Below are 26,725 nucleotides of genomic sequence, written 5' to 3'. Positions count from 1 at the left end.
TGCCAAAACGAAAAAGCCGCTGCATTTGCATGCAACGGCTTGTCGTGTTTGGTGCCCAGGAGAGGACTCGAACCTCCACGGAGTTACCCGCTAGTACCTGAAACTAGTGCGTCTACCAATTCCGCCACCTGGGCTTTCAGGGAAGCTTCGTATTGTAATGCATTTTTCTGCATTCAATCCGAATCTTTAAATTTTCATAAGATGCCGTTTGGCTTGCAAACATTCCCTTGAGGAATGTTTTCCAAGTTTGTTTCAACCCTTGCAGGTTGTCGTTAAACTTGGTGCCCAGGAGAGGACTCGAACCTCCACGGAGTTACCCGCTAGTACCTGAAACTAGTGCGTCTACCAATTCCGCCACCTGGGCATCTCAGGAAAGACATAGATTGTATATCAAGAAAATGAACCCTCGCGCAAAAGTTGCCGATATGAACGAAGAAATTTTGGGCACAGTGCAGGGCCACCGCGACGGACACGGCTTTGTCGTCCGTGACGATGGTGAGCGTGACATCTACCTTCCCCCCAATGAAATGCGTGCGGTGTTGCACAAGGACCGAGTCCAGGTGCGCATTGCTCGCCATGATCATCGCGGTCGCCCCGAAGGGCGCGTGGTGGAAATCGTGGAGCGTCCCGATCAGCCCATCATTGGCCGCTTTCTGCAGGAAAGCGGTGTGTGGCTTGTGGCCCCTGAAGACAAGCGCTACGGTCAGGATGTTCTGATTCCTTCCAACGCCACAGGCGCGGCCAAGCCGGGGCAGGTGGTGGTGGTCGAATTGACGGAGGCGCCGGCGCTGTTCGGTCAGCCTGTGGGCCGCATCATCGAAGTGCTGGGTGAGGTGGATGACCCAGGCATGGAAATCGAGATTGCGGTGCGCAAGTATGGCGTGCCGCATATCTTTTCCGACGCCTGTCTCGAGCAAGCCAAGGCGCTGCCAGAAAAAGTCCGGCCCGCAGACTACAAGCACCGCATTGATCTGACCGATATTCCTCTGGTCACCATTGACGGCGAAGATGCGCGCGACTTTGACGATGCCGTGTATTGCGAGCCCGCCAAGGTGGGGCGCAGCAAGGGCTGGCGTCTGCTTGTTGCGATTGCGGATGTGAGTCACTATGTGACCACAGGCAGCGCCATTGATGTGGATGCCTACGATCGCGCCACCAGCGTGTATTTCCCGCGCCGAGTGATTCCCATGCTGCCGGAAAAACTCAGCAACGGGCTTTGCTCCTTGAACCCCGACGTCGATCGGCTGTGCATGGTCTGCGACATGCTGATCACGGCGCAAGGTGAGATTCACGCCTATCAGTTCTACCCGGCGGTCATGCACAGTCATGCGCGCTTCACTTATACAGAGGTGGCTGCAATCCTGGCCAATACGCGTGGCCCTGAAGCAGCCAAGCGCAAGGAGCGCGTACAGGATTTGCTGAACCTGTATGGCGTCTTCCAGTCCCTGCTCAAGGCTCGCGAGGCGCGCGGCGCAGTGGACTTTGAGACGACAGAGACGCAGATCGTCTGCGACGACAACGGTCGCATCGAAAAAATCGTGCCGCGTACCCGCAACGATGCGCACAAGCTGATTGAAGAGGCCATGCTGGCGGCGAATGTCTGCAGCGCAGATTTCATCGACCAAAGCGGGCAGCTTGGTCTGTTCCGAGTGCACGACAAGCCTTCGCTGGAAAAGCAGGAAATTCTGCGCAACTACCTCAAGGCCATGGGTGTGAGCATGAGCATCAGCGAAAACCCTTCGACCAAGGAGTTTCAGCAGATTGCCAATGCCACCAAGGACCGTCCTGACTCGCAGCAGATTCACACCATGCTGCTGCGCTCCATGATGCAGGCCTTCTATACGCCGGAGGGCTCGGGGCACTTCGGCCTGGCCTTTGAGGCCTATACCCACTTCACCAGCCCGATTCGTCGTTATCCGGACTTGCTGGTGCACCGCGTGATCAAGGCTGAGCTGAACGGCACACACTACAAGCTGCCCAGCCTGCCCACGCCGGGTGAAGCCGAAGCCAAGATGGCCAAGCGCCTCTCTTCGCGTGTGGTCGAGCCGGGGCAAAAGCCGCGCAAGCGCTCGGCGGCCAAGGAATTCCAGGCATGGGAGGCTGCCGGCCTGCACTGCAGCGCCAACGAGCGCCGCGCCGATGAAGCCAGCCGCGATGTGGAGGCCTGGCTCAAGTGCAAATACATGCGCGAGCATCTGGGCGAGGAGTTTGCGGGCACGGTTTCCTCGGTCACGACCTTCGGCGTCTTTGTGACGCTTGATGCCATGTATGTGGAAGGCTTGGTGCATATCACCGAGCTGGGCGGCGATTACTTCCGCTTTGACGAAGCTCGCCAGGAGTTGCGTGGCGAGCGCTCGGGTGTTCGCTATGGCATCGGCGCACGAGTGCGGGTGCAGGTCAGTCGCGTGGATCTGGATGGACGTCGCATCGACTTCCGTCTGGTTCGCGATGGCGAGGATGGCTTGGTACAAACACCGCGCAGCGGGCGTGGCCAGGCCAAGGATGAAGGGCGTGGGCGCCGCGAGTCACGTGACGAGCGCAGTGCGGGCGGCTATGCCGACAAGTGGAGTCGCCGCGATGCCAAGGCAAATCGTGCGCAGCGCAATGCCGCTGCGGGCCCTGCTTCTGCACCCGAGCCCGATCGCGCCAAGCAGGGGCGAAAGGCAGCCAAGAAAGCCATGCTGAAAAGCGTGAATCTGGCCGCACTGGAGGCAGAGTACGCACAAGAGCAAGCCGCGCCCAAGCCTGAGCCTGTGATGGAGTCCGTCACAGCGGTGCAGCAAGCCAAGCCGCGCAAGGCGGGGGGCAGGAAAAAGGTTGCAGCCCTGCTTGCGCCTGATGCTCCGGCCATCTCCGTTGCCAAGGCTGCGGTCAAGACCGAATCAAAGTCGGTCGCAAAGCCCGCAACAAAGGTCGCAGCGAAGTCTGTGGTGAAGTCGGCTTCCAAAGTCGTAAAGGCTGCTGCCAAGCCTGCGGCAGGTGCCAAGGCTGTGCCGGCAAGCAAGACCAGCAAGCGCAAGACTGAGCGCTGATTGCTCTCCTATCAAGAGCTGAAAGGCCTTGCCAGATAATGGCAAGGCCTTTGTTTTTGGCAGTTTATGGATTGCCCAGACGCAGAGCCAGTGCACTGGCGCTGAATGGGAGATCTGCTGGCCAGCAATCTGCAATGTGGCCATGGCGGAATGCAGCCTGAGTCGCTGCCATATCGGCACTTTGACCCTGTGTCCATAGCGCCGCTATCAATCCGGCCAGCACATCGCCCGTGCCGCCCGTGGCCAGGCGGGCATTGCCGCTGGCATTGATCCAGACTTGCTGCTGTGGATTGGCAACAACCGTGCCCGAGCCCTTGAGCAGCACCGTGCACTGAAATTTGCTGGCAAGCTGCAGGCAGGATTGAAGGCGGTCGGCCTGTACTTGAGCGGTGCTCGTTCGCAGCAGGCGCGCGGCCTCCAGCGGGTGGGGAGTCAAGACCGTGCTCTGCTGGAGTGCGGCGCGCTGGCTCAGCTGCTGTGCCAGTGCCGGGCTGGCCGCAACGGCGTTGAGTGCGTCGGCATCCAGCACCAGTTGCGGTGCTTGTGCCAGTATATGGGGCAGCCAGGCCTGCACGGCTTCGCCGCCACCGCAGCCGCAGACCACGGTGGCCTGGCTCCAGTCCTGTGCGGCGGGCCGGCGCAACATGATTTCCGGCCAGGGCGCAATGCCTTGCGGTGATGGCTCGTCCAGCAAGGCCAGCATGACGCGGCCGGCACCAGTGTGCAGTGCAGCCAGTGCCGCCAGCCAGGCTGCGCCCGTCATCGACAGGCCGCGCATGCCCAGGCCTTCGCCACCGAGCACGGCCACATCGCCAAAGCTGCCTTTGTGACTGGCGTGCGGGCGTGTTCTTGAGGAGGCAAGGCCAGGGTTGCTCAGGTGCGCCACGGGCTGTGCTGCAGCGGCTAGGGTGGGCGAGCTCGGTACGTCGGGGGTGCTGGCAATGCCGCAGCCCAGGTCGTCCCACCAGATTTGTCCGCAGGCATCGCGGCCTTGACCGGTGAACAGGCCGGGTTGCAAGGTCAGCAAGGCAAGCGTGTGGCGTCGTTGGTCGGTGGTGATATGGACAGGCGCGAACTCCCTCAGATATTGACCGGTATCGGCATCGAGGCCTGAAGCAATGTCTACACAGAGTACGCTGCAGGTGCAATGCTGAACCTGGGCCAGCAACTGCAGCAGGCGCTGATAGGCAGCCGAGGTCTTGCCAGAAGTGCGCGGGCTCAGTCCTATACCCAGCAGTGCATCGACGCACAGATCTTGTGGGCCCAGATCGACGGGTGCGCCATCGAGCCACTGCGCGCCAGCCTGCAAGGCCTTGTCCCGGGAAGTCTGCGCGTCGGAGGGCAGCTCGGCAGCCGCCCGCACTTCGCTGACCATGATTTGTGCATGGGGCAGCATGGCCCTGAGTTGCGCCGCCGCCTCAAAGCCGTCGCCGCCGTTGTTGCCAGGGCCGCAGGCAATCCAGATGCGTTGCGCGTGCGGGGCTATTGCCATTGCCAGCTTGGCGATGGCAAGGCCTGCGCGTTCCATCAGCCTGTGAGGCGGCAGGCGCTCGGCGCAAGCCTTCTCAATCTGACGCGTGGCAGTGGTGCTGAACAGCGGCCAGCCTTGACCAGCGGAAATGGAGGCGGGCGGGGTGTCGGTGGGAGAAATGCGCAGCATGGTCCGAGGATAGCCTCCGGCTGCGTATTTGTGGGTTTTGATGATGTTTGCCTTGTGGCCCGATAACCATAAGCGGTTATAGCTACAAAAATGGAAGTCAGTCCCGATTGAGCATGGCTTCGATGCCCGCGCTGATATTCAGGATGGCGTCGTCGTGCAGGGCGGCATGCCAGATCATCAGGCCCATGGGGAGCTCGTTCGGGTTGTGGCACGGCAGTGACAGGGCGCAGCCGTCCAGCATATTGACCACGCTGGTATTGCGCAGCAGCAGGCCGTTGACGCGGAAAAATTCTTCGTCACGCCTGAGGTCGGCTGCAGCATCGAAGCCGTTGGCCGGGGCGACGGAGGCAATCGTGGGTGCTGTGATTGGCGTGGTGGGCGAGAGCAGGGCGTCATAGCCGGCGATGGCACTCTCCATCTTGGCAATCCAGCTCTTGCGCGCGGCCAGCAGATCAAGATAGTCGGCAGCGCTCATGCTCGCGCCTCGCTCTATGCGCGAGCGCACCCGGGGATCGTAGAGCTCGGCTTTGGCGGGGTCCTGCAGATGGCGCCGGTGCCAGGCATAGCTTTCAGTGGGCGAGAAGCCCCCGATGATGTTGACGCCGTCCAGCTCCTGCAGCTCTGGCAGGTCAATCCACTCGATCTGTGCGCCGCCGGCCTGCAGCTTGGCGATGCTGCGTTCGAAGGCGTTGCGCACGGCGGGCTCGATCTGATCGAAGAAGACGGGGCGTGGCACTGCCAGGCGCCACTGGCTCAGGCTGCGTTCATCCTTGGTGACTTTGCGCCCGGCCAGAATCTCGTGCAGCAGCACGGCATCGCGCACGCTGCGGGTGATGGCACAGGCGGTATCCAATGTGGGCGATAGAGGTACTGTTCCTTCGGTGGGAACCAGTCTAGCCGTGCTTTTGAAGCCAACCAGGCCATTGAGCGCAGCGGGAATGCGTATGGAGCCGCCAGTGTCCGAGCCCAGTGCCGCCCAGGCGGCGCCGCTGGCGACGGAAACAGCAGCGCCTGACGAGGAGCCGCCGGGAATGCGCGCCGGCCACGTGGGCGCCAGCTGAGGGTTGGCGGGGTGGCGGGCGTCCAGCGCGGCGGGGGTGCCGAAATGCGGGTTCACGCCAACGCCGGAAAAAGCGAACTCGACCATATGGGTGCGGCCGATGATGGCAGCGCCTGCCGCGCGCAGGCGGGCAACGGCCGTGGAGTCTGTCCGGGCGAGGGGCGCATCCTGCAGCACCAGGGAGCTGGCGGCGCTGCGCGTGCCTTGCGTGTCGAACAGGTCCTTGACCGAGATGGCCAGGCCGGCCAGGGGCGTAGTGGATGGCGTTTCTGCAGCAGCCCAGCGTGCCTCGTCAAAAAAAGTCTGGCTGAAAACGTTGGCGCACAAGGGGCTTTGCGCGGCAGCAATGCTCATTTGCATGAGGTTTGCAGCGCTTTGGCGGCCTTCGCGGATCTCAAGAGCGACGTGACTGAGGTCGAGTTGCATGGCAGTGTGCTAAAATTTTGCGGCTTTGCTAAGGGTTAGTCCGTGAGGATTGACTTGAAAAGCTCTGAAGGTGGTTGATGCGATGGCGTTTTGTGTGTTGCAGCAATTGCTTTTAAGTCGGCAAGGCAAATAGCAAACCGGCCTATTCAAGGTGTTGCGATCGCTTTTTTCAAGGCGGCTGCAATCGTTGGGCCGGATTTTAGACCCAACCTTTGAGGTAATTAACATGGCAGTAACAATGCGCGAGATGCTGGAAGCCGGCGTCCACTTCGGTCACCAAACTCGTTTCTGGAATCCCAAGATGGCTCCGTTCATCTTCGGTGCCCGCAACAAGATCCACATCATCAACCTGGAAAAGTCCCTGCCGATGTTCCAGGAAGCCCAGAAGTTCGCCAAGCAGCTGACTGCTAACGGCGGCACCATCCTGATGGTGGGTACAAAGCGTCAAGCCCGTGAGCTGGTGGCTGAAGAAGCCAAGCGCGCTGGCGTGCCCTTCGTTGACCAGCGCTGGCTGGGCGGCATGCTGACCAACTTCAAGACCGTCAAGACCTCCATCAAGCGTCTGAAGGACATGAAGGCTCAGCAAGAAGCCGGTCTGGAATCCATGTCCAAGAAGGAACAGCTGATGTTCGTTCGCGAACTGGAAAAGCTGGAAAAGGACATCGGCGGCATTCAGGACATGAACGGTCTGCCCGACGCCATTTTCGTGATCGACGTGGGCTTCCACAAGATCGCTATCGCTGAAGCCAAGAAGCTGGGCATTCCTCTGGTCGGCGTGGTTGACACCAACCACAACCCCGAAGGTATCGACTACGTGATCCCCGGTAACGACGACTCCGCCAAGGCAGTCGAGCTGTACGCCCGCGGTATCGCTGACGCGATCCTGGAAGGCCGTGAAGCCCGTCTGAACGACGTGGTCAAGGCTGCTGCCGGTGAGAACGGCGACGAATTCGTGGAAGTGGAAGCGTCCGCCGCCTAAGCGAAGTCCGGCTGCGCGACCGCATCGCGAGAAAAAGCGGGGCTCTAGGTAGCCCCGTTTTTTTAGCCGGAATCCTGTAACGAATCGAACTGATACTGGAGAAATACGATGGCAATTACTGCAAGCATGGTCGCTGAACTGCGCGCCAAGACCGACGCCCCCATGATGGAATGCAAGAAGGCTCTGACCGAAGCTGATGGCGATATGGCCAAGGCTGAAGAGCTGCTGCGCGTCAAGCTGGGTACCAAGGCTGGCAAGGCCGCTTCCCGTGTGACTGCTGAAGGCGTTGTGGCTGCTTTCATCGAAGGCGGCAAGGGCGGCCTGATCGAAGTGAACAGCGAAACCGACTTCGTGTCCAAGAACGACAGCTTCTTGGCCATGGCCAACGCCGCTGCCAAGCTGGTCGCTGAGCACAACCCCGCTGACCTGGACGCTCTGGGTGCTCTGGCCTACGAACAAGACGGCTACGGCCCCACTCTGGAAGACGTGCGCAAGGGTCTGATCGGCAAGATCGGCGAAAACATGTCCTTCCGTCGCTTCAAGGCTTTCAGCGGCGCTGGCCTGGCTGCCTACGTGCACGGCACCCGCATTGGCGTGGTGGTCGAGTTCGACGGCGACGCTGCTGCTGCCAAGGACGTGGCAATGCACGTGGCTGCCATGAAGCCCGTGGCTCTGACTTCCGCTGACGTGCCTGCTGATCTGATCGCCAAGGAACGCGCTGTGGCCGAAGGCAAGGCAGCTGAATCCGGCAAGCCTGCCGACATCGTCTCCAAGATGGTGGAAGGCTCCGTGCAGAAGTACCTGAAGGAAGTGTCCCTGGCTGACCAGGTCTTCGTGAAGGCTGCTGACGGCAAGCAAACCGTGGCTCAGATGCTCAAGGCTGCCAACACCAATCTGAAGGCGTTCACGATGTATGTCGTGGGTGAAGGCATTGAGAAGAAGACTGACGACTTCGCCGCTGAAGTGGCTGCCCAGGTGGCAGCAGCCAAGGCTGGTGCTTAAACCTAAGCCTTAGCAACAATCGCGGCCTAGAGCCGCGATTGATTTATTCCCCTCCCGTTTTCATACTCATTCAACTTCCATCGGAGAAACACCATGTCCAACGCCATTCCAGCCCACAAGCGCATCTTGCTCAAGCTGTCGGGGGAGGCGTTAATGGGAGATGACCAGTTCGGCATCAACCGTGCAACCATCGAGCGCATGGTGGCTGAGATCGTGGAAGTGACCAAGGTGGGTGTGCAGGTCGCCGTGGTGATCGGCGGCGGCAACATCTTCCGCGGCGTGGCAGGCGGCTCGGTCGGCATGGACCGTGCGACTGCCGACTATATGGGCATGCTGGCCACGGTGATGAATGCCCTGGCTCTGGCAGATGCCATGGACAAGCAGGGTTTGACGGCTCGCGTGATGTCCGCCATCGGTATCGAGCAGGTGGTCGAGCCCTATGTGCGTCCCAAGGCGCTGCAGTACCTGGAAGAGGGCAAGGTCGTGGTGTTTGCTGCCGGTACGGGCAATCCCTTCTTCACCACTGACACCGCCGCTGCGCTGCGTGGTGCTGAAATCGGCGCCGAAGTCGTGCTCAAGGCCACCAAGGTGGATGGCGTGTACACGGCTGACCCGGTCAAGGATCCTTCGGCCACGCGTTACGACAAGCTGGCTTTCGATGAGGCCATCTCGCGCAATCTGGGCATCATGGATGCCACGGCCTTCGCGCTGTGCCGCGACCAGAAGCTGCCGATTCGCGTGTTCTCCATCGTCAAGCCTGGCGCACTCAAGCGCGTGGTCATGGGTGAAGACGAAGGCACTCTGGTGTACGCTTGAGCGTTTTGCTGCCACATGCCCGCAAAGGAACAAGAACATGACGATCGCTGAAATCAAAAAGAATACCGAAACCAAGATGGGTCAGTCCATCGAGGCGCTGAAGAACAACCTGGCTCGCGTGCGTACCGGCCGTGCGAATCCCGCGCTGCTGGATGCCATTCATGTCGAGTATTACGGCTCCATGGTGCCTCTGTCCCAGGTGGCCAATGTGTCTTTGCTGGATTCCCGCACCATCAGCGTGCAGCCCTGGGAAAAGAACATGGCTGCCAAGGTGGAAAAGGCCATTCGCGAGAGCGATCTGGGCCTGAATCCCGCTTCCATGGGCGATCTGATTCGCGTGCCCATGCCTCCCATGAGCGAAGAGCGCCGCAAGGAAATGACCAAGCTGGCGCGCAACGAAGGCGAGAACGCCAAGATTGCCGTTCGCAACCTGCGCCGCGATGCCAACGAAGGCGTGAAGAAGCTGGTCAAGGACAAGGAAGCCTCTGAAGACGATCAGAAGCGCTCCGAAGCCGAAATCCAGAAGATCACGGACAAGCATATTGCCGAGGTCGATACGCTGGTAGCGGCCAAGGAACAGGACATCATGGCGGTCTGAGTCTTTTCGAAGGACTTGCACTTTTGACATCCAAGAAAAACGGCGCGGTTCCGCGCCATATCGCCGTCATCATGGACGGCAACGGACGGTGGGCCAAGCGCCGTCTGCTTCCGCGTCTTGCCGGTCACAAGCAAGGTGTAGAGTCCCTGCGCCGCTGCGCTCGCGCCTGCGTCGAGCGTGGCGTGCAGGTGCTCACGGTGTTTGCGTTTTCCTCCGAGAACTGGAACAGGCCTCAGGAAGAGGTCTCGGGCCTCATGAGCCTGCTGGCCAATGCTCTGGCCAAGGAAGTTGCTCAACTCAGTCGCGACGGCGTGCGCCTGTACTTTGTTGGCGACCGTCAGGGGCTGAGCGACAAGGTCCGGGAGGGCTTGGCAGAGGCTGAGCGCATCACCGCTCACAATACGCGTCTGGTTCTCAACGTCTGCTTCAACTACGGTGGCCGCTGGGATATTGCCCAGGCTGCTCAGAAGCTGGTGGTCCAGGGGCTGGAGCTGACTCCCGAGAATCTTGACAGGGCCATGGCCTTGGCCCATGTGCCCGATCCTGATCTCATGATCCGCACCGGCGGTGAAACTCGCATCAGCAATTTCCTGCTTTGGCAGGCTGCTTATACAGAGCTTTTTTTCAGCAATGCCCTGTGGCCTGATTTCGACGAGGCCGCTCTTGACGAGGCCATTGCCGTGTTTGGCGGCCGTGAGCGCCGCTTCGGTCAGACTTCCGAGCAGATTCAACCATCATCTGCCGTCACCTTGACGGCTTAACCATAAGAGGTGCCATGCTCAAGCAGCGCGTCATTACCGCCTTGATTTTGCTGGCCATTTTGCTGCCGGCACTGTTTTATACGGCCAGCACCGTGCCCTTTGCCGCACTGATGCTGCTGTTCATGGCGGCTGGTGCCTGGGAGTGGGGGCGACTCAATGGTTTTGGACAGGCCGGTTCACTGGGGCTGGGTGCTGTCTGTACGGCGCTGTGCGCCGGCTCCTGGTGGGCCGGCTGGGTCGATCAGCCTCTGTCCACGCTGTGGCTGATTGCGGGTTCTCTCTGGGTACTGGGGGGCGTGCTGCTGCTGCGTGCTGGCGTGGCTGGCTGGCCGCATATTCCCGCTGCAGTTCGTCTGGTCGGCGGCGTGCTGGCATTGTGGCTGGCTTGGCTCGCCGTGGTGCAGGCGCGCAATATCGGCATCAACTTCCTGCTGTCGGTGCTGGTGCTGGTCTGGGTGGCTGATGTCTTTGCCTATTTTGCCGGCCGCACTTTCGGCCTGAAGTTCACCAGAAACAAGCTGGCGCCTTCCATCAGTCCCGGCAAGAGCTGGGAAGGTGTCTGGGGCGGCATGCTGGGGGTGATTGTTCTGGCTCTGGTCTGGAGTTGGGCAGATCGCCACTACGGCGCCGGTGTTCCCAGTTTCTATTCGGTGCTGCAGTCGCGCGGACTTTGGTTCCTGCTGCTGGCTGCGGTGTTTATGGCTGCGATGAGTGTGGTGGGCGACCTGGTCGAATCCCTCATCAAGCGCAGCGTCGGTGTCAAGGACAGCAGCGGCTTGCTGCCCGGCCATGGTGGTGTCCTGGATCGCATTGATGCCCTCCTGCCCACACTGCCGTTGGCGATGATGCTCTCATCCTTTGTGCATCCATGAAGCAGAAAATCACGGTTCTGGGTTCTACCGGTTCCATCGGAACCAATACCCTGGATGTGGTGGCGCGCCACCCTGAACAATACGAAATCTTCGCGCTGAGCGCAGCCACGCAAGTGGATCTGATGCTCAGTCAATGCGCGCAGTTCAAGCCGCAGTTCGCCGTGATGGCCAGTGCGCCCCATGCACGGCAGCTGGCTGAAAAGATCAAGCAGAGCGGACTCCAGACGCAGGTTCTTCAAGAGCGGGATGCTCTTGAAGTGATAGCTTCGCATCCTGATGTGGATGCCGTCATGGGGGCGATTGTCGGTGCGGCTGGACTGCCCCCCTGTCTGGCCGCGGCCAGAGCGGGCAAGCGCTTGCTGCTGGCCAACAAGGAAGCCCTGGTGGTGGGCGGTGCGCTGTTCATGGACACCGTCAGGCGCCATGGCGCCACCTTGCTGCCCATCGATAGCGAGCACTCGGCCATCTTCCAGTGCCTGCCCGAAGACAGCAGCACCTGGGCCGAGCGCGTCGACTCCTTGCTGCTGACGGCCTCGGGCGGCCCGTTCCGCCAGCGCGACCCGGCGACACTGTCCGAGATCACTCCCGAGCAGGCCTGCTCGCATCCCAACTTCTCCATGGGGCGCAAGATCTCGGTGGACTCCGCCACCATGATGAACAAGGCGCTGGAGGTGATCGAGGCGCGCTGGCTGTTCGATATGTCGCCCGAGAAGATCAAGGTGGTGATCCATCCGCAGCAGATCGTGCACTCCATGGTGCAGTTCAAGGATTCGTCGGTGCTCGCCCAGCTGGGAACGCCCGATATGCGGGTGCCGATTGCCTGCGGTCTGGCCTGGCCCGAGCGCATCGAAAGCGGCGCACCTGTGCTGGATTTCGCCAAGCTGGCGGCGCTGACCTTCGAGGAGGCGGATGCGCATCGCTTTCCCGGCCTGCATCTGTCCTGGCAGGCGCTGCGTGCGCCCGAAGGTACGACCACGGTGCTCAACGCCGCAAACGAAGTGGCGGTCGCCGCCTTCCTGGAGCGTCGCCTGTCGTTCGACCGCATTCATGCCGTCAACCTGCAGACGCTGGAATCCGTGCAACCGGGAGCCGTGAGCAGTCTTGAGGATCTGATGGCTCTCGATGCGCGAGCACGCGAGAGCGCGGCCGCCATAGCCGGCCGGTGGGCGCGCTGAACGGGCGCGAAGTGCGGGTGCTTGCAGGGCGGCAGTTGAACTTGCGGCCCGGCGCACACTCCAAGCATCGATTGGCAAAAAGGAGTTTCAGGTGTTGCTGACAGTTGTGGCTTTCATCGTGGCGCTCGGCGTTCTGATTGCGGTGCATGAGTGGGGCCACTATCGCGTTGCCGTGGCCTGTGGCGTCAAGGTGCTGCGCTACTCCGTGGGCTTTGGCAAGCCGCTGCTGCGCTGGGTCGGCAAGAAGTCGGGCACCGAGTATGTAATCGCGGCGCTGCCTCTGGGCGGCTATGTGCGCATGCTTGACGAGCGTGAGGGCGAGGTCAGGCCCGAGGAAAAGCATCTGGCCTTCAACAATCAGCCCCTGCGTTCACGTGCAGCCATTGTTGCGGCGGGGCCGGCAGCCAATCTGGTGCTGGCCGTGGCGCTGCTGGCGGTGGTCAACTGGGTGGGCACCAACGAGCCTGCAGCCCGACTGGCGGCTCCTGCGCAAGGCTCGTTGCTGAATCAGGCCGGTATTCAAAGTGGCGACTGGGTGCAGCGTGCCTCTGTGGGGGGCAAGGAATGGCAGCCTGTGCGCGCCCTGGGTGATCTGCGCTGGCTGGTGACGACAGCTGCCATTGAAGGTGAAACCTTGCAGCTGGAGGTGGCTGCCCAAGAGCATGGCGCGGCGCGTGTCGTGCCTCTCGATCTCGCTTCTTTGCAACAAAAGGAACCGGATGCAGCCTTCTTTGACAAGGTCGGGCTGCAGGGTGCCTGGAGTCGTCCGGTCATAGAAGAGGTTGTTGCCGGTGGCCCGGCAGAAAAGGCGGGTCTGCAAAAAGGCGATGTGTTGCTCAGCATCGATGGCCAGGCAGCTCAGGATGGTGCTCAGGCGCGTGCCGCGATTCGTGCCTCGGGCGCATCCGGTCAGGTTGAGCCGCAGGCCTGGGTTGTGGAACGTGCGGGCCAGCGTCTGAATCTGCGGGTGCAGCCGGAAATAGTTCCTGGCAAGGATGGGCAAGCTGCAACTGCGCGTGTGAATGCCTTTATCGGCAGCCAGCCCGAGATGGTGCTGGTGCGCCATGGCTTTCTGGATGGCCTGAGCGCCGGTGTGAAGAAGACCTGGGAGCTGTCCTCCATGACGCTGCGCATGATGGGGCGCATGCTGATCGGTCAGGCCTCGCTCAAGAATATCAGCGGTCCTTTGACGATCGCAGACTATGCCGGCAAGTCCGCCAGCATGGGATTGGTGCAATACCTGTCGTTCCTCGCGCTGATCAGCATCAGCCTGGGCGTTCTCAACCTGCTACCATTGCCCGTTCTGGATGGTGGGCACCTGATGTATTATCTTTGGGAAGGTTTGACGGGGCGCAGTGTCTCTGATGTCTGGGCTGAAAGATTGCAGCGTGCAGGCATCGCAGTCATATTGCTGATGATGTCAGTCGCCTTTTTCAACGATATCAACCGGCTCTGGGGCTAATTTTTACCGCTACGGTAGGCCGCATTCGCGGCGATTTCCACTCATGAAAAAACATTTCAATCGCTTGGGCGTGCGCTCTGCAACTGCCCTGGCTGCTATGGTTTTAGCTGCGCAAGCGGCATGGGCATTGGAGCCCTTCAAAGTTCAAGATATCCGCGTCGAGGGTTTGCAGCGAGTGGAGCCCGGTACGGTGTTCGCTTCCATGCCTTTGCGCGTGGGCGATGACTACAACGACGAAAAGGGCGCTGCTGCCATTCGTTCGCTGTTTGCCCTGGGTCTGTTCAAGGACGTGCGCCTCGAAGCCAATGGCAATGTGCTGGTGGTGGTTGTGGAAGAGCGACCCACCATTGCCGAGGTGAACTTTGCCGGCACCAAGGAGTTTGACAAGGACACTCTGCTCAAGGCCATGCGTGACGTGGGGCTGGCCGACGGCCGCCCCTTCGACAAGGCGCTGGCCGATCGCGCCGAGCAAGAGCTCAAGCGCCAGTACATCAACCGCAGCCTGTATGGTGCAGAAGTGGTGACCACGGTGACGCCTATCGAGCGCAACCGAGTGAACCTGACCTTCACAGTCTCCGAAGGTGAGCCGGCCAAGATCAACGAAATCCACATTGTGGGCAACAAGGCCTTCAAGGAGTCGACGCTCAAGGACTTGTTCGACCAGGACACCGGCAACTGGATGAGCTGGTACACCAAGTCTGACCGCTACGCCCGCAACAAGCTCAATGCCGACCTGGAGTCGCTGCGCTCCTACTATCTGCAGCGCGGCTATCTGGAGTTCCGTGTGGAGTCCACACAGGTCGCCATTTCTCCTGACAAGCAGAGCATCGGCCTGACCGTGAACATTCACGAAGGCAATCAGTATGTGGTCTCCGGCGTGAAGCTCGAAGGCAACTACCTGGATCGCGACGACGAGTTCAAGTCGCTGGTCAAGATCAAGCCCGGCGAGCCCTATAACGCCGACCAGGTTTCCGAGACCATCAAGGCTTTTACGGACTATTACAGCAATTTCGGTTTTGCTTTCGCCAAGGTGGAAGCCGTGCCCGAAATCGATCGTGCCAACAACCGTGTGTCCCTGGTGCTGCAGGCTCAGCCTTCGCGCCGTGCCTATATCCGTCGCATCAGCGTCAGCGGCAACAACAAGACGCGCGACGAGGTGATTCGCCGCGAGTTCCGCCAGTTCGAGGCCTCCTGGTATGACGGCCAGAAGATCAAGCTGTCGCGCGACCGCGTGGACCGTCTGGGCTTCTTCACCCAGGTCGACATTGAGACCCAGGAAGTGCCCGGCTCTCCCGATCAGGTCGATCTGATGATCAATGTGGTTGAGAAGCCCACAGGCTCGATCCAGCTGGGCGCAGGTTTTTCCAGCGCTGAAAAGGTCTCGCTGTCCTTCGGCATCAAGCAGGAAAACGTGTTCGGCTCGGGCAACTACCTGGGGCTGGATGTCAACACCAGCAAGTACAACCGCACCATGGTGGTGTCGACAACCAATCCGTACTTCACGGATACCGGTATCTCGCGCACCTATGACCTGTACTACCGCACCATCCGTCCCTACTACGACGATGGCGCCTACAAGATCGTCACCAAGGGTGCCAGCGTGCGTTTCGGCGTGCCCTTCAGCGAAATCGACACCATCTTCTTCGGCGCCGGTGTCGAAGGCAATGAAATCAAGCCGGGCACCTATATGCCCGAGGTCTACAACGAGTATTGCGGCGGGGCCGTGGGCGCGAATGTCGGCTGCTCCAAGACCGGCATTCCCCTGACGCTGGGCTGGTCTCGAGATAACCGCGACAGCGCGCTGGCCCCGAATGCCGGTCGCTATCAGCGCGTGAATCTGGAAGCTTCGTTCATGAGCGATATGCGCTATGCGAAGGCCAACTACCAGATTCAGCAATATATTCCGCTGAACAAGAAGTACACGATTGCCCTGAACGGCGAGCTGGGCTGGGGCAAGGGTCTGGGCGGCAATCCCTATCCCATCTTCAAGAACTTCTATTCGGGCGGTCTGGGCTCGGTGCGCGGTTTCGAGCAAGGCTCTTTGGGCAAGCACGATTCCGTGAACACCAATCTGGCCCTGGGTGGTACCCGCAAGCTGACCCTGAACGGTGAATTCATGGTTCCATTCCCCGGTGCCGGCAACGACAGAACCCTGCGTCTGTTCGGCTTTGTGGACGTGGGTAATGTGTGGGCGGAAGGTGAAAGCATGGATCTGGGGACCTTGCGTGCTTCCACCGGTATCGGTATCAGCTGGATTTCGCCGCTGGGTCCTCTGCGTTTGGCGTATGCTCAGCCAATCCGTAAGGAAACCGGCGATAGAATCCAGAAACTGCAATTCCAAATCGGAACATCTTTCTAATGAAATCTCTCTCTAGCCATCTTTCTCTGGCTGTGCTGCTTGGCGCCATGGCCGTCTCTGCGCATGCACAGGAATTCAAGGCCGGTTTTGTGAACACGGATCGCATCTTCCGTGAGGCATCCGCTGCCAAGGCTGCCCAAGCCAAGCTTGAGCAGGAGTTTTCTAAGCGTGAAAAGGATTTGGTCGATCAGGGCAATTCCTTGAAGACTGCTTCGGACAAGTTCGAGCGTGAAGCTACTACCATGTCCGAGAGCCAGCGCGCTTCGCGCCAGCGTCAGCTGGTGGATCAGGACCGTGAATTCCAGCGCAAGCGCCGCGAATTCCAGGAAGACCTGAACGCCCGTAAGAACGAAGAGCTGGCTACGGTGCTCGATCGTGCCAACAAGGTTGTCAAGCAAGTGGCCGAGACTGAAAAGTACGACGTCATCCTGCAAGAGGCCGTGTATATCAACCCCAAGTTCGATATCACCGACAAGGTCATCAAGGCCCTGAACGGCACAAAGTAATCCCAAGGATACTTTTGTGAGCGTTCTATTGGGACAGATTCTCGATGCGCTCGGTGGAGAACTGGTCGGTGGCGAGCGCGAGATGCCTATCTCGCGCATCGCTCCACTGGACTCTGCGGGTCACGGTGATCTGAGCTTTTTAAGCAATCCCCGCTATCGCCAGCAACTGGCCGCCTCACAGGCGGCCTGTGTCATTGTGGCGCCGACGATGCGTGATGAAGCGGCGCAGCGTGGCGCCTGCATTGTCACGGCCGATCCTTATGCCTATTTCGCGCGTGCCACCCAGTGGTGGAAGGCGCACCAGCAGGGCGGCAGGCCGCGCGGCATCCATGCGAGTGCGGTGGTGGATGCCACGGCACAGGTGCATGAAAGCGCCTATGTGGGGCCGCAGTGCGTGGTGGAGGCCGGCGCGGTCATCGGTGCCGATACGGTGCTGAAATCCCGTGTCACCATCGGCCAGGGCTGTGTGCTGGGCGAGCGTTGCATTGTGCATCCCGGTGTGGTCATCGGTGCCGACGGCTTCGGCTTCGCGCCTTCGGCGGGTCAATGGGAAAAGATCGAGCAGCTGGGGGCCGTGCGCATCGGCAACGATGTGGAAATCGGCGCCAACACCTGCGTGGATCGTGGGGCACTCGATGACACCGTCATTGAAGACGGCGTCAAGATCGATAATCTGGTGCAGATTGCCCACAATGTGCACATTGGTGCGCATACGGTGATTGCCGGCAATACCGGTATTGCCGGCAGTGCGCGCATCGGCAAGCGCTGCCAGATTGGTGGAGCCGCCAATATTCTGGGGCATTTGACGATTGCGGACGGTACGGTGATTTCGCCGACCTCCATGGTCACTCGTTCCTTGCCCAAGGCAGGTTTTTATACAGGCATCTTTCCGTTGCAAGAGAACGAGCAATGGGAAAAGAACGCTGCAACCTTCAGGCAGTTGTACACGCTCCGGGAGCGGGTCAAAAAGCTTGAACAAGCGCTGGCAGAGGGCCGGCAAAGCAACAACGGAAATTGATGATGGATATTCAAGAAATTCTCAAGCAACTGCCTCACCGCTATCCCTTTCTTCTGGTGGACCGGGTGCTGGAGCTTGAGCGCAACACGCGCATCAAGGCGATCAAGAACGTCACCTTCAACGAGCCGTTCTTCACCGGGCATTTCCCCGGTCGTCCGGTCATGCCCGGCGTGCTGATTCTTGAAGCTCTGGCCCAGGCTGCCGGCTTGCTGGCCTTCGATGCGATGGGCCAGGTGCCCGACGAAAACAATATCTACTACTTCGTGGGCATCGACTCGGCTCGCTTCAAGCGCCCCGTGGTGCCGGGAGACCAGCTGGCTCTGGAGATCACCATCGACCGCGTGCGCGGCGGCATCTGGAAGTTCAACGCCGTCGCCAGCGTGGATGGCGAAGTGGCCGCTGAAGCCCAGCTGATGTGCACCATGCGTCACGTGGGATAAGCGTTGATGGCGGCTGTGAGCTTGATTCATCCCACCGCCGTGGTGGACCCTGCGGCCCAGCTTGACACCTCGGTGTCGGTGGGGCCGTATGCGGTCATCGGCCCCAGGGTGCGCATTGGCGCCGGCAGCAAGGTGGGCGCGCATTGCGTGATCGAAGGCGACACCACCATTGGTGAAGGCAACCACATCTTCCAGTTCGCGTCGCTGGGTGCGCAGCCCCAGGACAAGAAGTACGCGGGCGAGCCCACGCGCCTGGTGATGGGCGACCGCAACACGGTGCGCGAGTTCTGTACCTTCAACACGGGGACCACGCAGGATCGCGGCGAGACGACCATCGGCAATGACAACTGGATCATGGCCTATGTGCATATCGCGCATGACTGCATCATTGGCAACCAGACCACGCTGGCCAACAACACCACGCTGGCAGGCCATGTGCATGTCGGCGACTGGGTGACGATTGGGGGCCTGACCGGTGTGCTGCAGCGCATGCGCATCGGCGCGCACGCCATGGTGGGCTTTCAGGCCCATGTGAACAAGGATGTGCCGCCCTTCATGACGGTGGACGGCAATCCGCTGGCCGCGCGCAGTGTGAATCTGATCGGTCTCAAGCGCCGTGGCTTCTCGGATGCACGCATTGCCGCGGTGCGCGAGATGCACAAGCTGCTGTACCGCCAGGGTCTGACGCTGGAACATGCCATTGCGGCCATGGATGCGATCAAGTCGGCAACGCCTGAAGCGGTGCAGGATGTGGACTTCATGCAGTCCTTTCTGGCATCGGCAAGCAACGGCATTACACGTTGATAGCAGCTCGCGCTGTCCCTATCTGAGTTTGAGACGTGAATGGCTCTGAAATGCCCAATAAGCAAACGCAAGTAGCTGCAGATTCAATAGCGCCCAGCATTGCCATGGTGGCCGGCGAGGCCTCCGGTGATCTGCTGGCTTCGCTGTTGCTGGACGGCCTGCGTCAGCGCTGGCCCGATGCGAGCTCCATGGGCATAGGCGGCGACAGAATGCAGGAGCGCGGCTTTGACGCCTGGTGGCAGTCAGAGCGCCTGGCTGTGCACGGCTACAGCTGGGAAGTGCTGGCGCGCGTGGCCGAGTTGCTCGGCATTCGCAAAAAGCTGCGTCAGCGCCTGATTGCGCATCCGCCCTCGGTCTTCGTGGGCGTGGATGCGCCGGACTTCAACCTGGGGTTGGAAACCGGCTTGCGCGAAGCCGGCATCAAGACCGTGCACTTTGTCTGCCCTTCGATCTGGGCCTGGCGTGCCGATCGCGTGGAGAAAATCCGTCGCGCGGCCGACCATGTGCTGTGCATCTTCCCGTTCGAGCCGGAACTGCTGGCCCAGCACGGCATCGAAGCCACTTACGTCGGCCATCCGCTGGCGCAGGTGATTCCCTTGCATCCCGACAGGGTGGCCGCGCGTGCGCGCCTGGGTCTGGCCGAAGAGGGGCTGGTGCTGGCCTTGCTGCCCGGCAGCCGCCGCTCCGAGGTGCGCTACATTGCCTCAGGCTTTTTCAAGGCGGCCGCGCTGGTCCGCAAGGCATTGCCGCAGACCCAGATCGTGGTGCCGGCCGTGCCTTCCCTGTATGAGGAGGTGCAGCGCATTGCGGCCGAGGCCGGCATGCAGGACCACTGCCTCATCGTCAAGGGCCAGTCCCACGATGTGCTGACTGCCTGCGACTGCACGCTGATTGCCAGCGGCACCGCCACGCTGGAGGCCGCGCTCTACAAGCGCCCCATGGTCATCAGCTACAGCATGCACCCCTGGAGCTGGCGCCTCATGAAGCGCAAACAGCTGCAGCCCTGGGTGGGGCTGCCCAATATTCTGTGCGGAGATTTTGTCGTGCCCGAGCTGCTGCAGGATGCGGCAACACCCGAGGCGCTGGCCCAGGCCGCACTGGGCTGGCTCAGAGCCAGCCAGGATTCTCCTGCCACCATTGAAGCGCTGGTTGAGCGCTTCACCGCGCTACATCACGAATTGCGCCGCGATACCGCCGAACTGGCTGCCCATGCGATCCAAAAAATCATTGCCACCCCCGCTGCTTGAGCAAGGCTGCCTGCCCTGGCATCCGCCCGGGCTGGTTGCCGGGGTGGATGAGGCAGGGCGTGGCCCGCTGGCCGGCCCGGTGGTGGCTGCTGCCGTCATTCTGGACGATCTGAAGCCTATTGCCGGGCTTAACGACTCCAAGAAGCTCACGGCCAACCGTCGCGAGGTGCTCTACGACGAAATCCGTGCCAAGGCGCTGTGCTTTTGCATAGCACAGGCCTCGGTGCAGGAGATTGACGAGATCAACATCCTCAAGGCAACGCTGCTGGCCATGCGCCGCGCGGTGATGGGCTTGCGTCTCAAGCCCGTGCTGGTGCTGGTGGACGGCAACCAGCTGCCGCAGATCGATGTGCAGGCCGAGGCCATCGTCAAGGGGGACTCGCTGGTGCAGGCCATTTCTGCGGCGTCCATCTTGGCCAAGGTCACGCGCGACCGCTGGTGCGAGCGGCTGGATGCCCAGTACCCGCAGTACGGCTTTGCGGGCCACAAGGGCTATGGCACGGCCGCGCATCTGCAGGCCTTGCGCGCCCATGGCGCGACGGCAGAGCACAGGCGCTCCTTTGCGCCCGTGGCCCAGGTGCTGCAAGCCGGCCAGGTGTGTGCGGGCGGCACGGCGCAGCCCGTGCTGTGCGAGACCGGGCTGTCGGGCGTAACGTCCAGCCTGCAGATGTCGCAGGCTTTGCTCTACGTCTGATGCGCGCCTGATCGACATTGTCTGCATTCCCGAGTGCGGCGCAGGGCCGCCTCGGGCGTTCTATCTTCTTTGGGGCTTACGCAAACAAGAGTGTCACAACGGCCTGCCTTCTGAGGCAGTCGCCCGGCCTGAACCCGTTTTGCGTAAGTCGTGTTTTCGTTTCAGGCTCGGCCAGGCGCTTGCATGCCGGGTTTTTGTTTTTTCTCAGAGGTCGACATGGCTGCACGCCCCCAGGTCACGGACATTCATTCGCGCGACAACGCTTTCGTCAAGGAGCTGCGCCGTCTGTCCCAGGACAGCACGGCCTACCGCAAGCAGGGCCAAGTCTGGCTTGAAGGCGATCATCTTTGCCGTGCAGCCCTGGTGCGGGGCCTGAAACCAAAGGTTGCCGTTTTTGCTCAGTCTTTCTGGCCTCAGGCGCCCGAAGAGTGGGTGCAGGCAGCCGGCAAGGTAGTGGTGCTGGCAGATGTCTTGTTCGACGAGATCAGCGCCCTGGAGTCTCCCGCCCGCATGGGCTATGTGATGGACTGGGATGCGGGTGTGCAGGTGCAGCCGGGCGTTGCGACCGTGGTGCTGGACCGCGTCCAGGATGCCGGCAATGTGGGCAGCATCCTGCGCAGCGCGTCGGCCTTCGGCTTCACCCAGATCGTGGCACTCAAGGGTACGGCCGCGCTGTGGAGTCAGAAGGTGCTGCGCGCCGGAATGGGTGCTCACTTCGGCCTGCATCTGGTCGAGGCGGCATCGGTCGAGGATGTGCAAGCCCTGCAAGTGCCCCTGGTAGTGACCAGCTCCCACCAGGGGACATTGATTCATGAGGCGGACCTGCCCTGGCCCTGTGCCTGGGCCATGGGCCATGAGGGGCAGGGCGTGGGTGATGCGCTGATGGAGATGGCGAGCCACCGCATCAGCATTGCACAGCCCGGAGGTGAGGAGTCACTCAATGTGGCTGCTGCTGCAGCGATCTGTCTGCACGCGAGCAGCGTAAGCATGCTACGCCGTAGAGGGTAATCCCGGGGCGCTTCAAAGGGGTGAAGCGGACAGAGCCTATAATGGGCGGCTTTCAAGCATTCCTTCATACGCCTAGCGACGCTTCCTCGCCATTCCCTGCAGACACAAATGTCCCAGCGCACACGCCGGGGCTTCGTTGGGCGTAACCGTAATTAAAAAACCGGAGAACCCAGTGCTTTTGTCTCTCAAGGGAAATTTCCCATCCGCCATTCTGGCGCTCGCAGACGGCACGGTCTTTATTGGCAACTCGATTGGTGCGCAAGGCACCACTGTTGGCGAAGTCGTTTTCAACACTTCGCTGACCGGCTACCAGGAAATCCTCACAGACCCCAGCTATTGCCAGCAGATCGTGACGCTCACGTATCCGCACATCGGCAACTACGGTGTCAATCCTGAAGACGTCGAAGCTGACAAGATCCATGCCGCAGGTCTCATCATCAAGAACCTGCCTTTGCTGGCCAGCAACTTCCGAAGCACCCAGACGCTGTCCGAGTACCTGATCGAAGGTAAGACCGTCGCCATCGCCAACATCGACACCCGCAAGCTCACGCGACTGCTGCGTGATCAAGGCGCGCAGAACGGCGCAATCGTGGGTCTGGCCGCTGGTGAAGAAGTCACCCAGGCCAGGATCGACGAGGCCATCGCCGCCGCCAAGGCAGCCCCCAGCATGAAGGGTCTGGATCTGGCCAAGGTCGTGTCCACCGACAAGTCCTACCCATGGACCGAGACCGAGTGGTCGCTGGGCGAAGGCTACGGCAAGCTCGAATCGCCCAGGTTCAAGGTCGTGGCCTATGACTTCGGCGTGAAGAAGAACATTCTGCGCATGCTGGCCGAGCGCGGCTGCGACGTGACCGTCGTGCCTGCCCAGACACCAGCCAAGGATGTGCTGGCTCTGAATCCGGACGGCGTGTTCCTGTCCAACGGCCCTGGCGACCCCGAGCCTTGCGACTACGCGATTGCCGCCGTGCAGGAGATCATGGCCGCCAGGATGCCGGTGTTCGGTATCTGCCTGGGCCATCAGATCATGGCTCTGGCCTCCGGCGCCAAGACCTTCAAGATGCAGAACAGCCATCATGGTGCCAACCACCCCGTCAAGGACCTGGACACCGGCCGCGTCAGCATCACCAGCCAGAACCACGGTTTTGCGGTGGAGCTGGAGTCGCTGCCCGCCAATGCCCGCGCCACGCACATCAGCCTGTTCGACGGCACGTTGCAAGGCCTGGAGCGCACCGATGTGCCTGCCTTCTGCTTCCAGGGTCACCCCGAAGCATCGCCCGGCCCCAACGATATCGGCTATCTGTTTGACCGCTTCACAGCGCTGATGGAGAAACACAACAATGCCTAAGCGCAACGACCTTAAAAGCATTCTGATCATTGGCGCCGGTCCCATCGTGATCGGTCAGGCCTGCGAGTTTGACTACTCTGGCGTGCAGGCCTGCAAGGCCCTGCGCGAAGAGGGTTACAAGGTCATCCTGATCAACAGCAACCCTGCCACGATCATGACCGACCCGGCCACTGCCGACGTCACCTACATCGAACCCATCACCTGGCAGACGGTCGAGAAGATCATCGCCAAGGAGCGTCCCGATGCGATCCTGCCCACCATGGGTGGCCAGACTGCGCTGAACTGCGCACTGGATCTGTGGAAGAACGGCGTGCTGGACAAGTACAAGGTCGAGCTGATCGGCGCCAAGCCCGAAGCCATTGACAAGGCCGAAGACCGTCTGAAGTTCAAGGACGCCATGACCAAGATCGGTCTGGGCTCCGCGCGTTCCGGCATCGCCCACTCCATGGACGAAGCCTGGGCCGTGCAAAAGCAGATGGGCTTTCCCACCGTCATCCGCCCCAGCTTCACGCTGGGCGGCACCGGCGGCGGCATTGCCTACAACCCCGAGGAATTCGAAACCATCTGCAAGCGCGGTCTGGAGGCTTCGCCCACCAACGAGCTGCTGATCGAAGAATCCCTGCTGGGCTGGAAAGAGTACGAGATGGAAGTGGTGCGCGACACTGCTGACAACTGCATCATCGTCTGCTCCATCGAAAACCTGGACCCCATGGGCGTGCACACCGGTGACTCCATCACCGTGGCACCGGCCCAGACACTGACCGACAAGGAATACCAGATCATGCGTAACGCATCTCTGGCCGTTCTGCGCGAAATCGGTGTGGACACTGGCGGCTCCAACGTGCAGTTCTCGGTGAATCCCAAGGACGGTCGCATGATCGTCATCGAGATGAACCCCCGCGTCTCGCGTTCCTCGGCACTGGCTTCCAAGGCCACGGGCTTCCCCATTGCCAAGATCGCGGCCAAGCTGGCCGTGGGTTTCACGCTGGACGAGCTCAAGAACGAAATCACCGGTGGCAAGACCCCCGCTTCGTTCGAGCCCTCGATCGACTACGTGGTCACCAAGATCCCGCGTTTCGCTTTCGAGAAGTTCCCCGCCGCCGACAACCGCCTGACCACGCAGATGAAGTCCGTGGGCGAAGTGATGGCCATCGGCCGTACCTTCCAGGAGTCCTTCCAGAAGGCCTTGCGCGGCCTGGAAGTGGGCGTGGACGGCATGAACGAAAAGACCCAGGATCGCGAAATCCTGGAAAAGGAACTGGGCGAGCCCGGTCCCGATCGCATCTGGTATGTGGGTGACGCTTTCGCTGCCGGCTGGTCGCTGGACGAGGTGCACAACATCACCAAGATCGACAAGTGGTTCCTGGTGCAGATCGAAGAGATCGTCAAGATCGAACTCGAGCTGGACAAGCTCTACGAAGCCAAGGGTGAAGGCGCTCTGGCGGCTCTGGATGCGCAGACCCTGCGCAGCCTCAAGCAAAAGGGCTTCTCGGACCGCCGCCTGGCCAAGCTGCTGCACACCAGCGACAAGGCCGTGCGCGAAGCGCGCAAGGCGCTGAAGGTGCGTCCCGTGTTCAAGCGCGTGGATACCTGCGCTGCCGAGTTCGCTTCCAATACCGCATACATGTACTCCACGTATGACGAAGAGTGCGAAGCCGCTCCCACGGACAAGAAGAAGATCATGGTGCTGGGCGGTGGCCCGAACCGTATCGGCCAGGGTATCGAGTTTGACTATTGCTGCGTGCACGCCGCCATGGCCATGCGCGAAGATGGTTACGAAACCATCATGGTCAACTGCAACCCCGAGACCGTGTCCACCGACTACGACACTTCCGATCGCCTGTACTTCGAGCCCCTGACGCTGGAAGACGTGCTGGAAATCGTGGACGTGGAGCAGCCCGAAGGCGTGATCGTGCAGTACGGCGGCCAGACGCCTCTGAAGCTGGCTCTGGGCCTGGAGCGCGAAGGCGTGAAGATCATCGGCACCACGCCCGACATGATCGATGCCGCCGAGGACCGCGAGCGCTTCCAGAAGCTGCTCAACGAACTGGGTCTGCGCCAGCCTCCCAATGCCACTGCGCGTACCGAAGCCGAAGCCCTGGAAAAGGCTGCCGGCCTGGGTTACCCCCTGGTGGTGCGTCCTTCCTATGTGCTGGGCGGCCGTGCCATGGAAATCGTGCACGAGCAGCGCGACCTCGAGCGCTACATGCGCGAAGCCGTGAAGGTCTCCAACGACTCTCCCGTGCTGCTGGATCACTTCCTGTCCAACGCCATCGAGTGCGATGTGGACTGCGTGCGCGACAAGACCGGCGCCGTGTACATCGGCGGCGTGATGGAGCACATCGAGCAAGCCGGCGTGCACTCCGGTGACTCCGCCTGCTCGCTGCCTCCTTACTACCTGAAGGCCGAAACCGTCGCTGAAATCAAGCGCCAGACCGCAGCCATGGCCGAAGGCCTGCATGTGGTGGGCCTGATGAACGTGCAGTTCGCCATCAAGGAAGCAGACGGCCAGGACGTGATCTACGTGCTGGAAGTGAACCCCCGCGCCTCGCGCACCGTGCCTTTCGTCTCCAAGGCCACCGGCGTGCAACTGGCCAAGGTGGCGGCACGCTGCATGGCCGGCCAGACTCTGGCCGAGCAGGGCGTCACCAAGGAAGTCACGCCGCCTTACTTCAGCGTCAAGGAAGCCGTGTTCCCGTTCGTGAAATTCCCCGGTGTGGACACCATTCTCGGCCCCGAGATGAAGTCCACCGGTGAAGTCATGGGCGTGGGCAAGACCTTTGGCGAAGCCTTTGTGAAGAGCCAGATGGGCGCCGGCGTGCACCTGCCCGCCGAAGGCAAGGTCTTCCTGTCGGTGAAGAACAACGACAAGACCCGTGCCGTGGCCGTGGCCAAGGAGCTGGTTGCCATGGGCTACCACCTGTGCGCCACACGCGGCACGGCTGCAGCGATTGCTGAAGCTGGCCTGGAAGTGCAAGCGGTCAACAAGGTGACTGAAGGCCGTCCTCACATCGTGGACATGATCAAGAACGGCGAAATCGCCCTGGTCATCAACACCGTGGAAGAGCGCCGCAACGCCATCGCCGACTCGCGCCAGATCCGTACCAGCGCGCTGCTGGCACGCGTGACCACCTTCACCACCATCTTCGGCGCGGAAGCGGCCGTGGAAGGCATGAAGGCCATGCGCGGCAGCCTGGACGTGCACTCGGTGCAAGAGCTGCACGCCATGCTGACCAAGGCCTGAAAAGGCTGACGCCCGATGCAGCCCGCAAGGGCTGCCGGGTTTTTACCGCACTTGTGCCGCGGCAAACACGGCATAATCTGCGGTAATGTATTTGAACCGCCGCGCGGCAACGTGCGGCGGTTTGCTTTTGGGGCACAGGCCCCTGTTTGACGTTGTCACTCAGGCCTGTGCGAGAGGTGCCGCGCTGGGCGCGGCGTTTGCTGAATTTGGAGACTCG

Annotated in this window: 21 protein-coding genes and 2 tRNA genes; 19 read left to right on the top strand and 4 right to left on the bottom strand. The window is 61.1% G+C overall.

What is annotated here, in order from left to right:
- Positions 1-49: 49 nt before the first annotated feature.
- Both CTATCC11996_RS21310 and CTATCC11996_RS21305 read right to left on the bottom strand, forming a co-directional pair.
- Positions 50-134, bottom strand: a tRNA-Leu gene (locus CTATCC11996_RS21310).
- Positions 135-279: 145 nt separating this feature from the next.
- A tRNA-Leu gene (locus CTATCC11996_RS21305) sits at positions 280-364 on the bottom strand.
- A 34-nt stretch (positions 365-398) separates the two neighbouring features.
- Between CTATCC11996_RS21305 and rnr the strand changes: the two genes are divergently transcribed.
- On the top strand, positions 399-3,032 hold the full coding sequence (rnr, locus tag CTATCC11996_RS21300) for a ribonuclease R (protein WP_034349916.1): 2,634 nt from the start codon (positions 399-401) through the stop codon (positions 3,030-3,032).
- Between the two features lie 64 nt (positions 3,033-3,096).
- On the opposite strand, the gene CTATCC11996_RS21295 is transcribed toward rnr, so the two are convergent.
- Entirely contained in the window at positions 3,097-4,692 is a 1,596-nt protein-coding gene (locus tag CTATCC11996_RS21295; protein WP_003080322.1) for an NAD(P)H-hydrate dehydratase, read from the bottom strand.
- 97 nt (positions 4,693-4,789) lie between these two features.
- Positions 4,790-6,178 carry an amidase gene (locus tag CTATCC11996_RS21290; RefSeq protein WP_003080320.1) on the bottom strand — a complete coding sequence of 463 codons (1,389 nt, stop codon included), beginning with the start codon at positions 6,176-6,178 and terminating at the stop codon, positions 4,790-4,792.
- A 226-nt stretch (positions 6,179-6,404) separates the two neighbouring features.
- Between CTATCC11996_RS21290 and rpsB the strand changes: the two genes are divergently transcribed.
- The 18 genes from rpsB (at position 6,405) to carB (ending at position 26,508) form a co-directional block, all read left to right on the top strand.
- Positions 6,405-7,157: a 30S ribosomal protein S2 gene (gene rpsB, locus CTATCC11996_RS21285; RefSeq protein WP_003080318.1), complete on the top strand. Its 753-nt coding sequence runs from the start codon at positions 6,405-6,407 to the stop codon at positions 7,155-7,157.
- A 108-nt stretch (positions 7,158-7,265) separates the two neighbouring features.
- A complete protein-coding gene (gene tsf / locus CTATCC11996_RS21280; RefSeq protein ID WP_003080316.1) occupies positions 7,266-8,159 on the top strand; it encodes a translation elongation factor Ts in 894 nt (297 codons plus the stop codon).
- Positions 8,160-8,252: 93 nt separating this feature from the next.
- Positions 8,253-8,975 (top strand): UMP kinase, encoded by a 723-nt coding sequence (pyrH, locus tag CTATCC11996_RS21275; protein ID WP_003053409.1) that lies wholly within the window; start codon positions 8,253-8,255, stop codon positions 8,973-8,975.
- A 37-nt stretch (positions 8,976-9,012) separates the two neighbouring features.
- Positions 9,013-9,573 carry a ribosome recycling factor gene (gene frr, locus CTATCC11996_RS21270; protein ID WP_003067379.1) on the top strand — a complete coding sequence of 187 codons (561 nt, stop codon included), beginning with the start codon at positions 9,013-9,015 and terminating at the stop codon, positions 9,571-9,573.
- 23 nt (positions 9,574-9,596) lie between these two features.
- Positions 9,597-10,334, top strand: coding sequence for a polyprenyl diphosphate synthase (gene uppS, locus CTATCC11996_RS21265; RefSeq protein WP_003080314.1), 738 nt, complete (start codon positions 9,597-9,599; stop codon positions 10,332-10,334).
- Between the two features lie 14 nt (positions 10,335-10,348).
- Positions 10,349-11,206: a phosphatidate cytidylyltransferase gene (locus CTATCC11996_RS21260; protein ID WP_003080312.1), complete on the top strand. Its 858-nt coding sequence runs from the start codon at positions 10,349-10,351 to the stop codon at positions 11,204-11,206.
- Positions 11,203-12,381, top strand: coding sequence for a 1-deoxy-D-xylulose-5-phosphate reductoisomerase (gene ispC / locus CTATCC11996_RS21255; protein WP_003080309.1), 1,179 nt, complete (start codon positions 11,203-11,205; stop codon positions 12,379-12,381). The genes CTATCC11996_RS21260 and ispC overlap by 4 nt, the downstream gene beginning before the upstream one ends.
- Positions 12,382-12,472: 91 nt before the next feature.
- Positions 12,473-13,843 carry an RIP metalloprotease RseP gene (gene rseP / locus CTATCC11996_RS21250; protein WP_034349911.1) on the top strand — a complete coding sequence of 457 codons (1,371 nt, stop codon included), beginning with the start codon at positions 12,473-12,475 and terminating at the stop codon, positions 13,841-13,843.
- Between the two features lie 43 nt (positions 13,844-13,886).
- A complete protein-coding gene (gene bamA / locus CTATCC11996_RS21245; RefSeq protein ID WP_003080306.1) occupies positions 13,887-16,202 on the top strand; it encodes an outer membrane protein assembly factor BamA in 2,316 nt (771 codons plus the stop codon).
- Complete coding sequence (locus tag CTATCC11996_RS21240; RefSeq protein ID WP_003080304.1) at positions 16,202-16,708, top strand: OmpH/Skp family outer membrane protein; 507 nt, start codon at positions 16,202-16,204, stop codon at positions 16,706-16,708. The genes bamA and CTATCC11996_RS21240 overlap by 1 nt, the downstream gene beginning before the upstream one ends.
- Positions 16,709-16,724: 16 nt before the next feature.
- Positions 16,725-17,726 (top strand): UDP-3-O-(3-hydroxymyristoyl)glucosamine N-acyltransferase, encoded by a 1,002-nt coding sequence (lpxD, locus tag CTATCC11996_RS21235; RefSeq protein ID WP_034349908.1) that lies wholly within the window; start codon positions 16,725-16,727, stop codon positions 17,724-17,726.
- A complete protein-coding gene (fabZ, locus tag CTATCC11996_RS21230; RefSeq protein WP_003053425.1) occupies positions 17,726-18,166 on the top strand; it encodes a 3-hydroxyacyl-ACP dehydratase FabZ in 441 nt (146 codons plus the stop codon). The genes lpxD and fabZ overlap by 1 nt, the downstream gene beginning before the upstream one ends.
- 15 nt (positions 18,167-18,181) lie before the next feature.
- A complete protein-coding gene (gene lpxA, locus CTATCC11996_RS21225) occupies positions 18,182-18,970 on the top strand; it encodes an acyl-ACP--UDP-N-acetylglucosamine O-acyltransferase (RefSeq protein WP_172590556.1) in 789 nt (262 codons plus the stop codon).
- 50 nt (positions 18,971-19,020) lie between these two features.
- On the top strand, positions 19,021-20,217 hold the full coding sequence (lpxB, locus tag CTATCC11996_RS21220) for a lipid-A-disaccharide synthase (protein ID WP_034349904.1): 1,197 nt from the start codon (positions 19,021-19,023) through the stop codon (positions 20,215-20,217).
- Complete coding sequence (gene rnhB, locus CTATCC11996_RS21215) at positions 20,180-20,911, top strand: ribonuclease HII (RefSeq protein WP_034349901.1); 732 nt, start codon at positions 20,180-20,182, stop codon at positions 20,909-20,911. Before lpxB ends, rnhB begins: the two co-directional genes overlap by 38 nt.
- A gap of 216 nt (positions 20,912-21,127) precedes the next feature.
- Positions 21,128-21,919 (top strand): TrmH family RNA methyltransferase, encoded by a 792-nt coding sequence (locus tag CTATCC11996_RS21210; protein ID WP_003080290.1) that lies wholly within the window; start codon positions 21,128-21,130, stop codon positions 21,917-21,919.
- 172 nt (positions 21,920-22,091) lie between these two features.
- Entirely contained in the window at positions 22,092-23,264 is a 1,173-nt protein-coding gene (gene carA / locus CTATCC11996_RS21205; protein ID WP_034349897.1) for a glutamine-hydrolyzing carbamoyl-phosphate synthase small subunit, read from the top strand.
- On the top strand, positions 23,257-26,508 hold the full coding sequence (gene carB / locus CTATCC11996_RS21200; RefSeq protein ID WP_003080284.1) for a carbamoyl-phosphate synthase large subunit: 3,252 nt from the start codon (positions 23,257-23,259) through the stop codon (positions 26,506-26,508). The genes carA and carB overlap by 8 nt, the downstream gene beginning before the upstream one ends.
- Positions 26,509-26,725: the final 217 nt, after the last annotated feature.

The organism is Comamonas testosteroni ATCC 11996, from assembly GCF_000241525.1.
Taxonomy (GTDB): Bacteria; Pseudomonadota; Gammaproteobacteria; order Burkholderiales; family Burkholderiaceae_C; genus Comamonas; species Comamonas testosteroni.
Note: the sequence above shows the minus strand (reverse complement) of the source record. Positions and strands in the feature narration are given on the sequence as shown.

Bases quoted from the DNA above. Each gene is read 5' to 3' on its own strand.
- tsf (WP_003080316.1), top strand. From the start codon at position 7,266: ATGGCAATTACTGCAAGCATGGTCGCTGAACTGCGCGCCAAGACCGAC.
- frr (WP_003067379.1), top strand. From the start codon at position 9,013: ATGACGATCGCTGAAATCAAAAAGAATACCGAAACCAAGATGGGTCAG.
- CTATCC11996_RS21240 (WP_003080304.1), top strand. From the start codon at position 16,202: ATGAAATCTCTCTCTAGCCATCTTTCTCTGGCTGTGCTGCTTGGCGCC.
- rpsB (WP_003080318.1), top strand. From the start codon at position 6,405: ATGGCAGTAACAATGCGCGAGATGCTGGAAGCCGGCGTCCACTTCGGT.
- pyrH (WP_003053409.1), top strand. From the start codon at position 8,253: ATGTCCAACGCCATTCCAGCCCACAAGCGCATCTTGCTCAAGCTGTCG.
- CTATCC11996_RS21210 (WP_003080290.1), top strand. From the start codon at position 21,128: ATGGCTGCACGCCCCCAGGTCACGGACATTCATTCGCGCGACAACGCT.
- lpxB (WP_034349904.1), top strand. From the start codon at position 19,021: ATGCCCAATAAGCAAACGCAAGTAGCTGCAGATTCAATAGCGCCCAGC.
- rnr (WP_034349916.1), top strand. From the start codon at position 399: ATGAACCCTCGCGCAAAAGTTGCCGATATGAACGAAGAAATTTTGGGC.
- rnhB (WP_034349901.1), top strand. From the start codon at position 20,180: ATGCGATCCAAAAAATCATTGCCACCCCCGCTGCTTGAGCAAGGCTGC.
- CTATCC11996_RS21295 (WP_003080322.1), bottom strand. From the start codon at position 4,692: ATGCTGCGCATTTCTCCCACCGACACCCCGCCCGCCTCCATTTCCGCT.
- ispC (WP_003080309.1), top strand. From the start codon at position 11,203: ATGAAGCAGAAAATCACGGTTCTGGGTTCTACCGGTTCCATCGGAACC.
- bamA (WP_003080306.1), top strand. From the start codon at position 13,887: ATGAAAAAACATTTCAATCGCTTGGGCGTGCGCTCTGCAACTGCCCTG.
- CTATCC11996_RS21260 (WP_003080312.1), top strand. From the start codon at position 10,349: ATGCTCAAGCAGCGCGTCATTACCGCCTTGATTTTGCTGGCCATTTTG.
- carB (WP_003080284.1), top strand. From the start codon at position 23,257: ATGCCTAAGCGCAACGACCTTAAAAGCATTCTGATCATTGGCGCCGGT.
- CTATCC11996_RS21290 (WP_003080320.1), bottom strand. From the start codon at position 6,178: ATGCAACTCGACCTCAGTCACGTCGCTCTTGAGATCCGCGAAGGCCGC.
- fabZ (WP_003053425.1), top strand. From the start codon at position 17,726: ATGATGGATATTCAAGAAATTCTCAAGCAACTGCCTCACCGCTATCCC.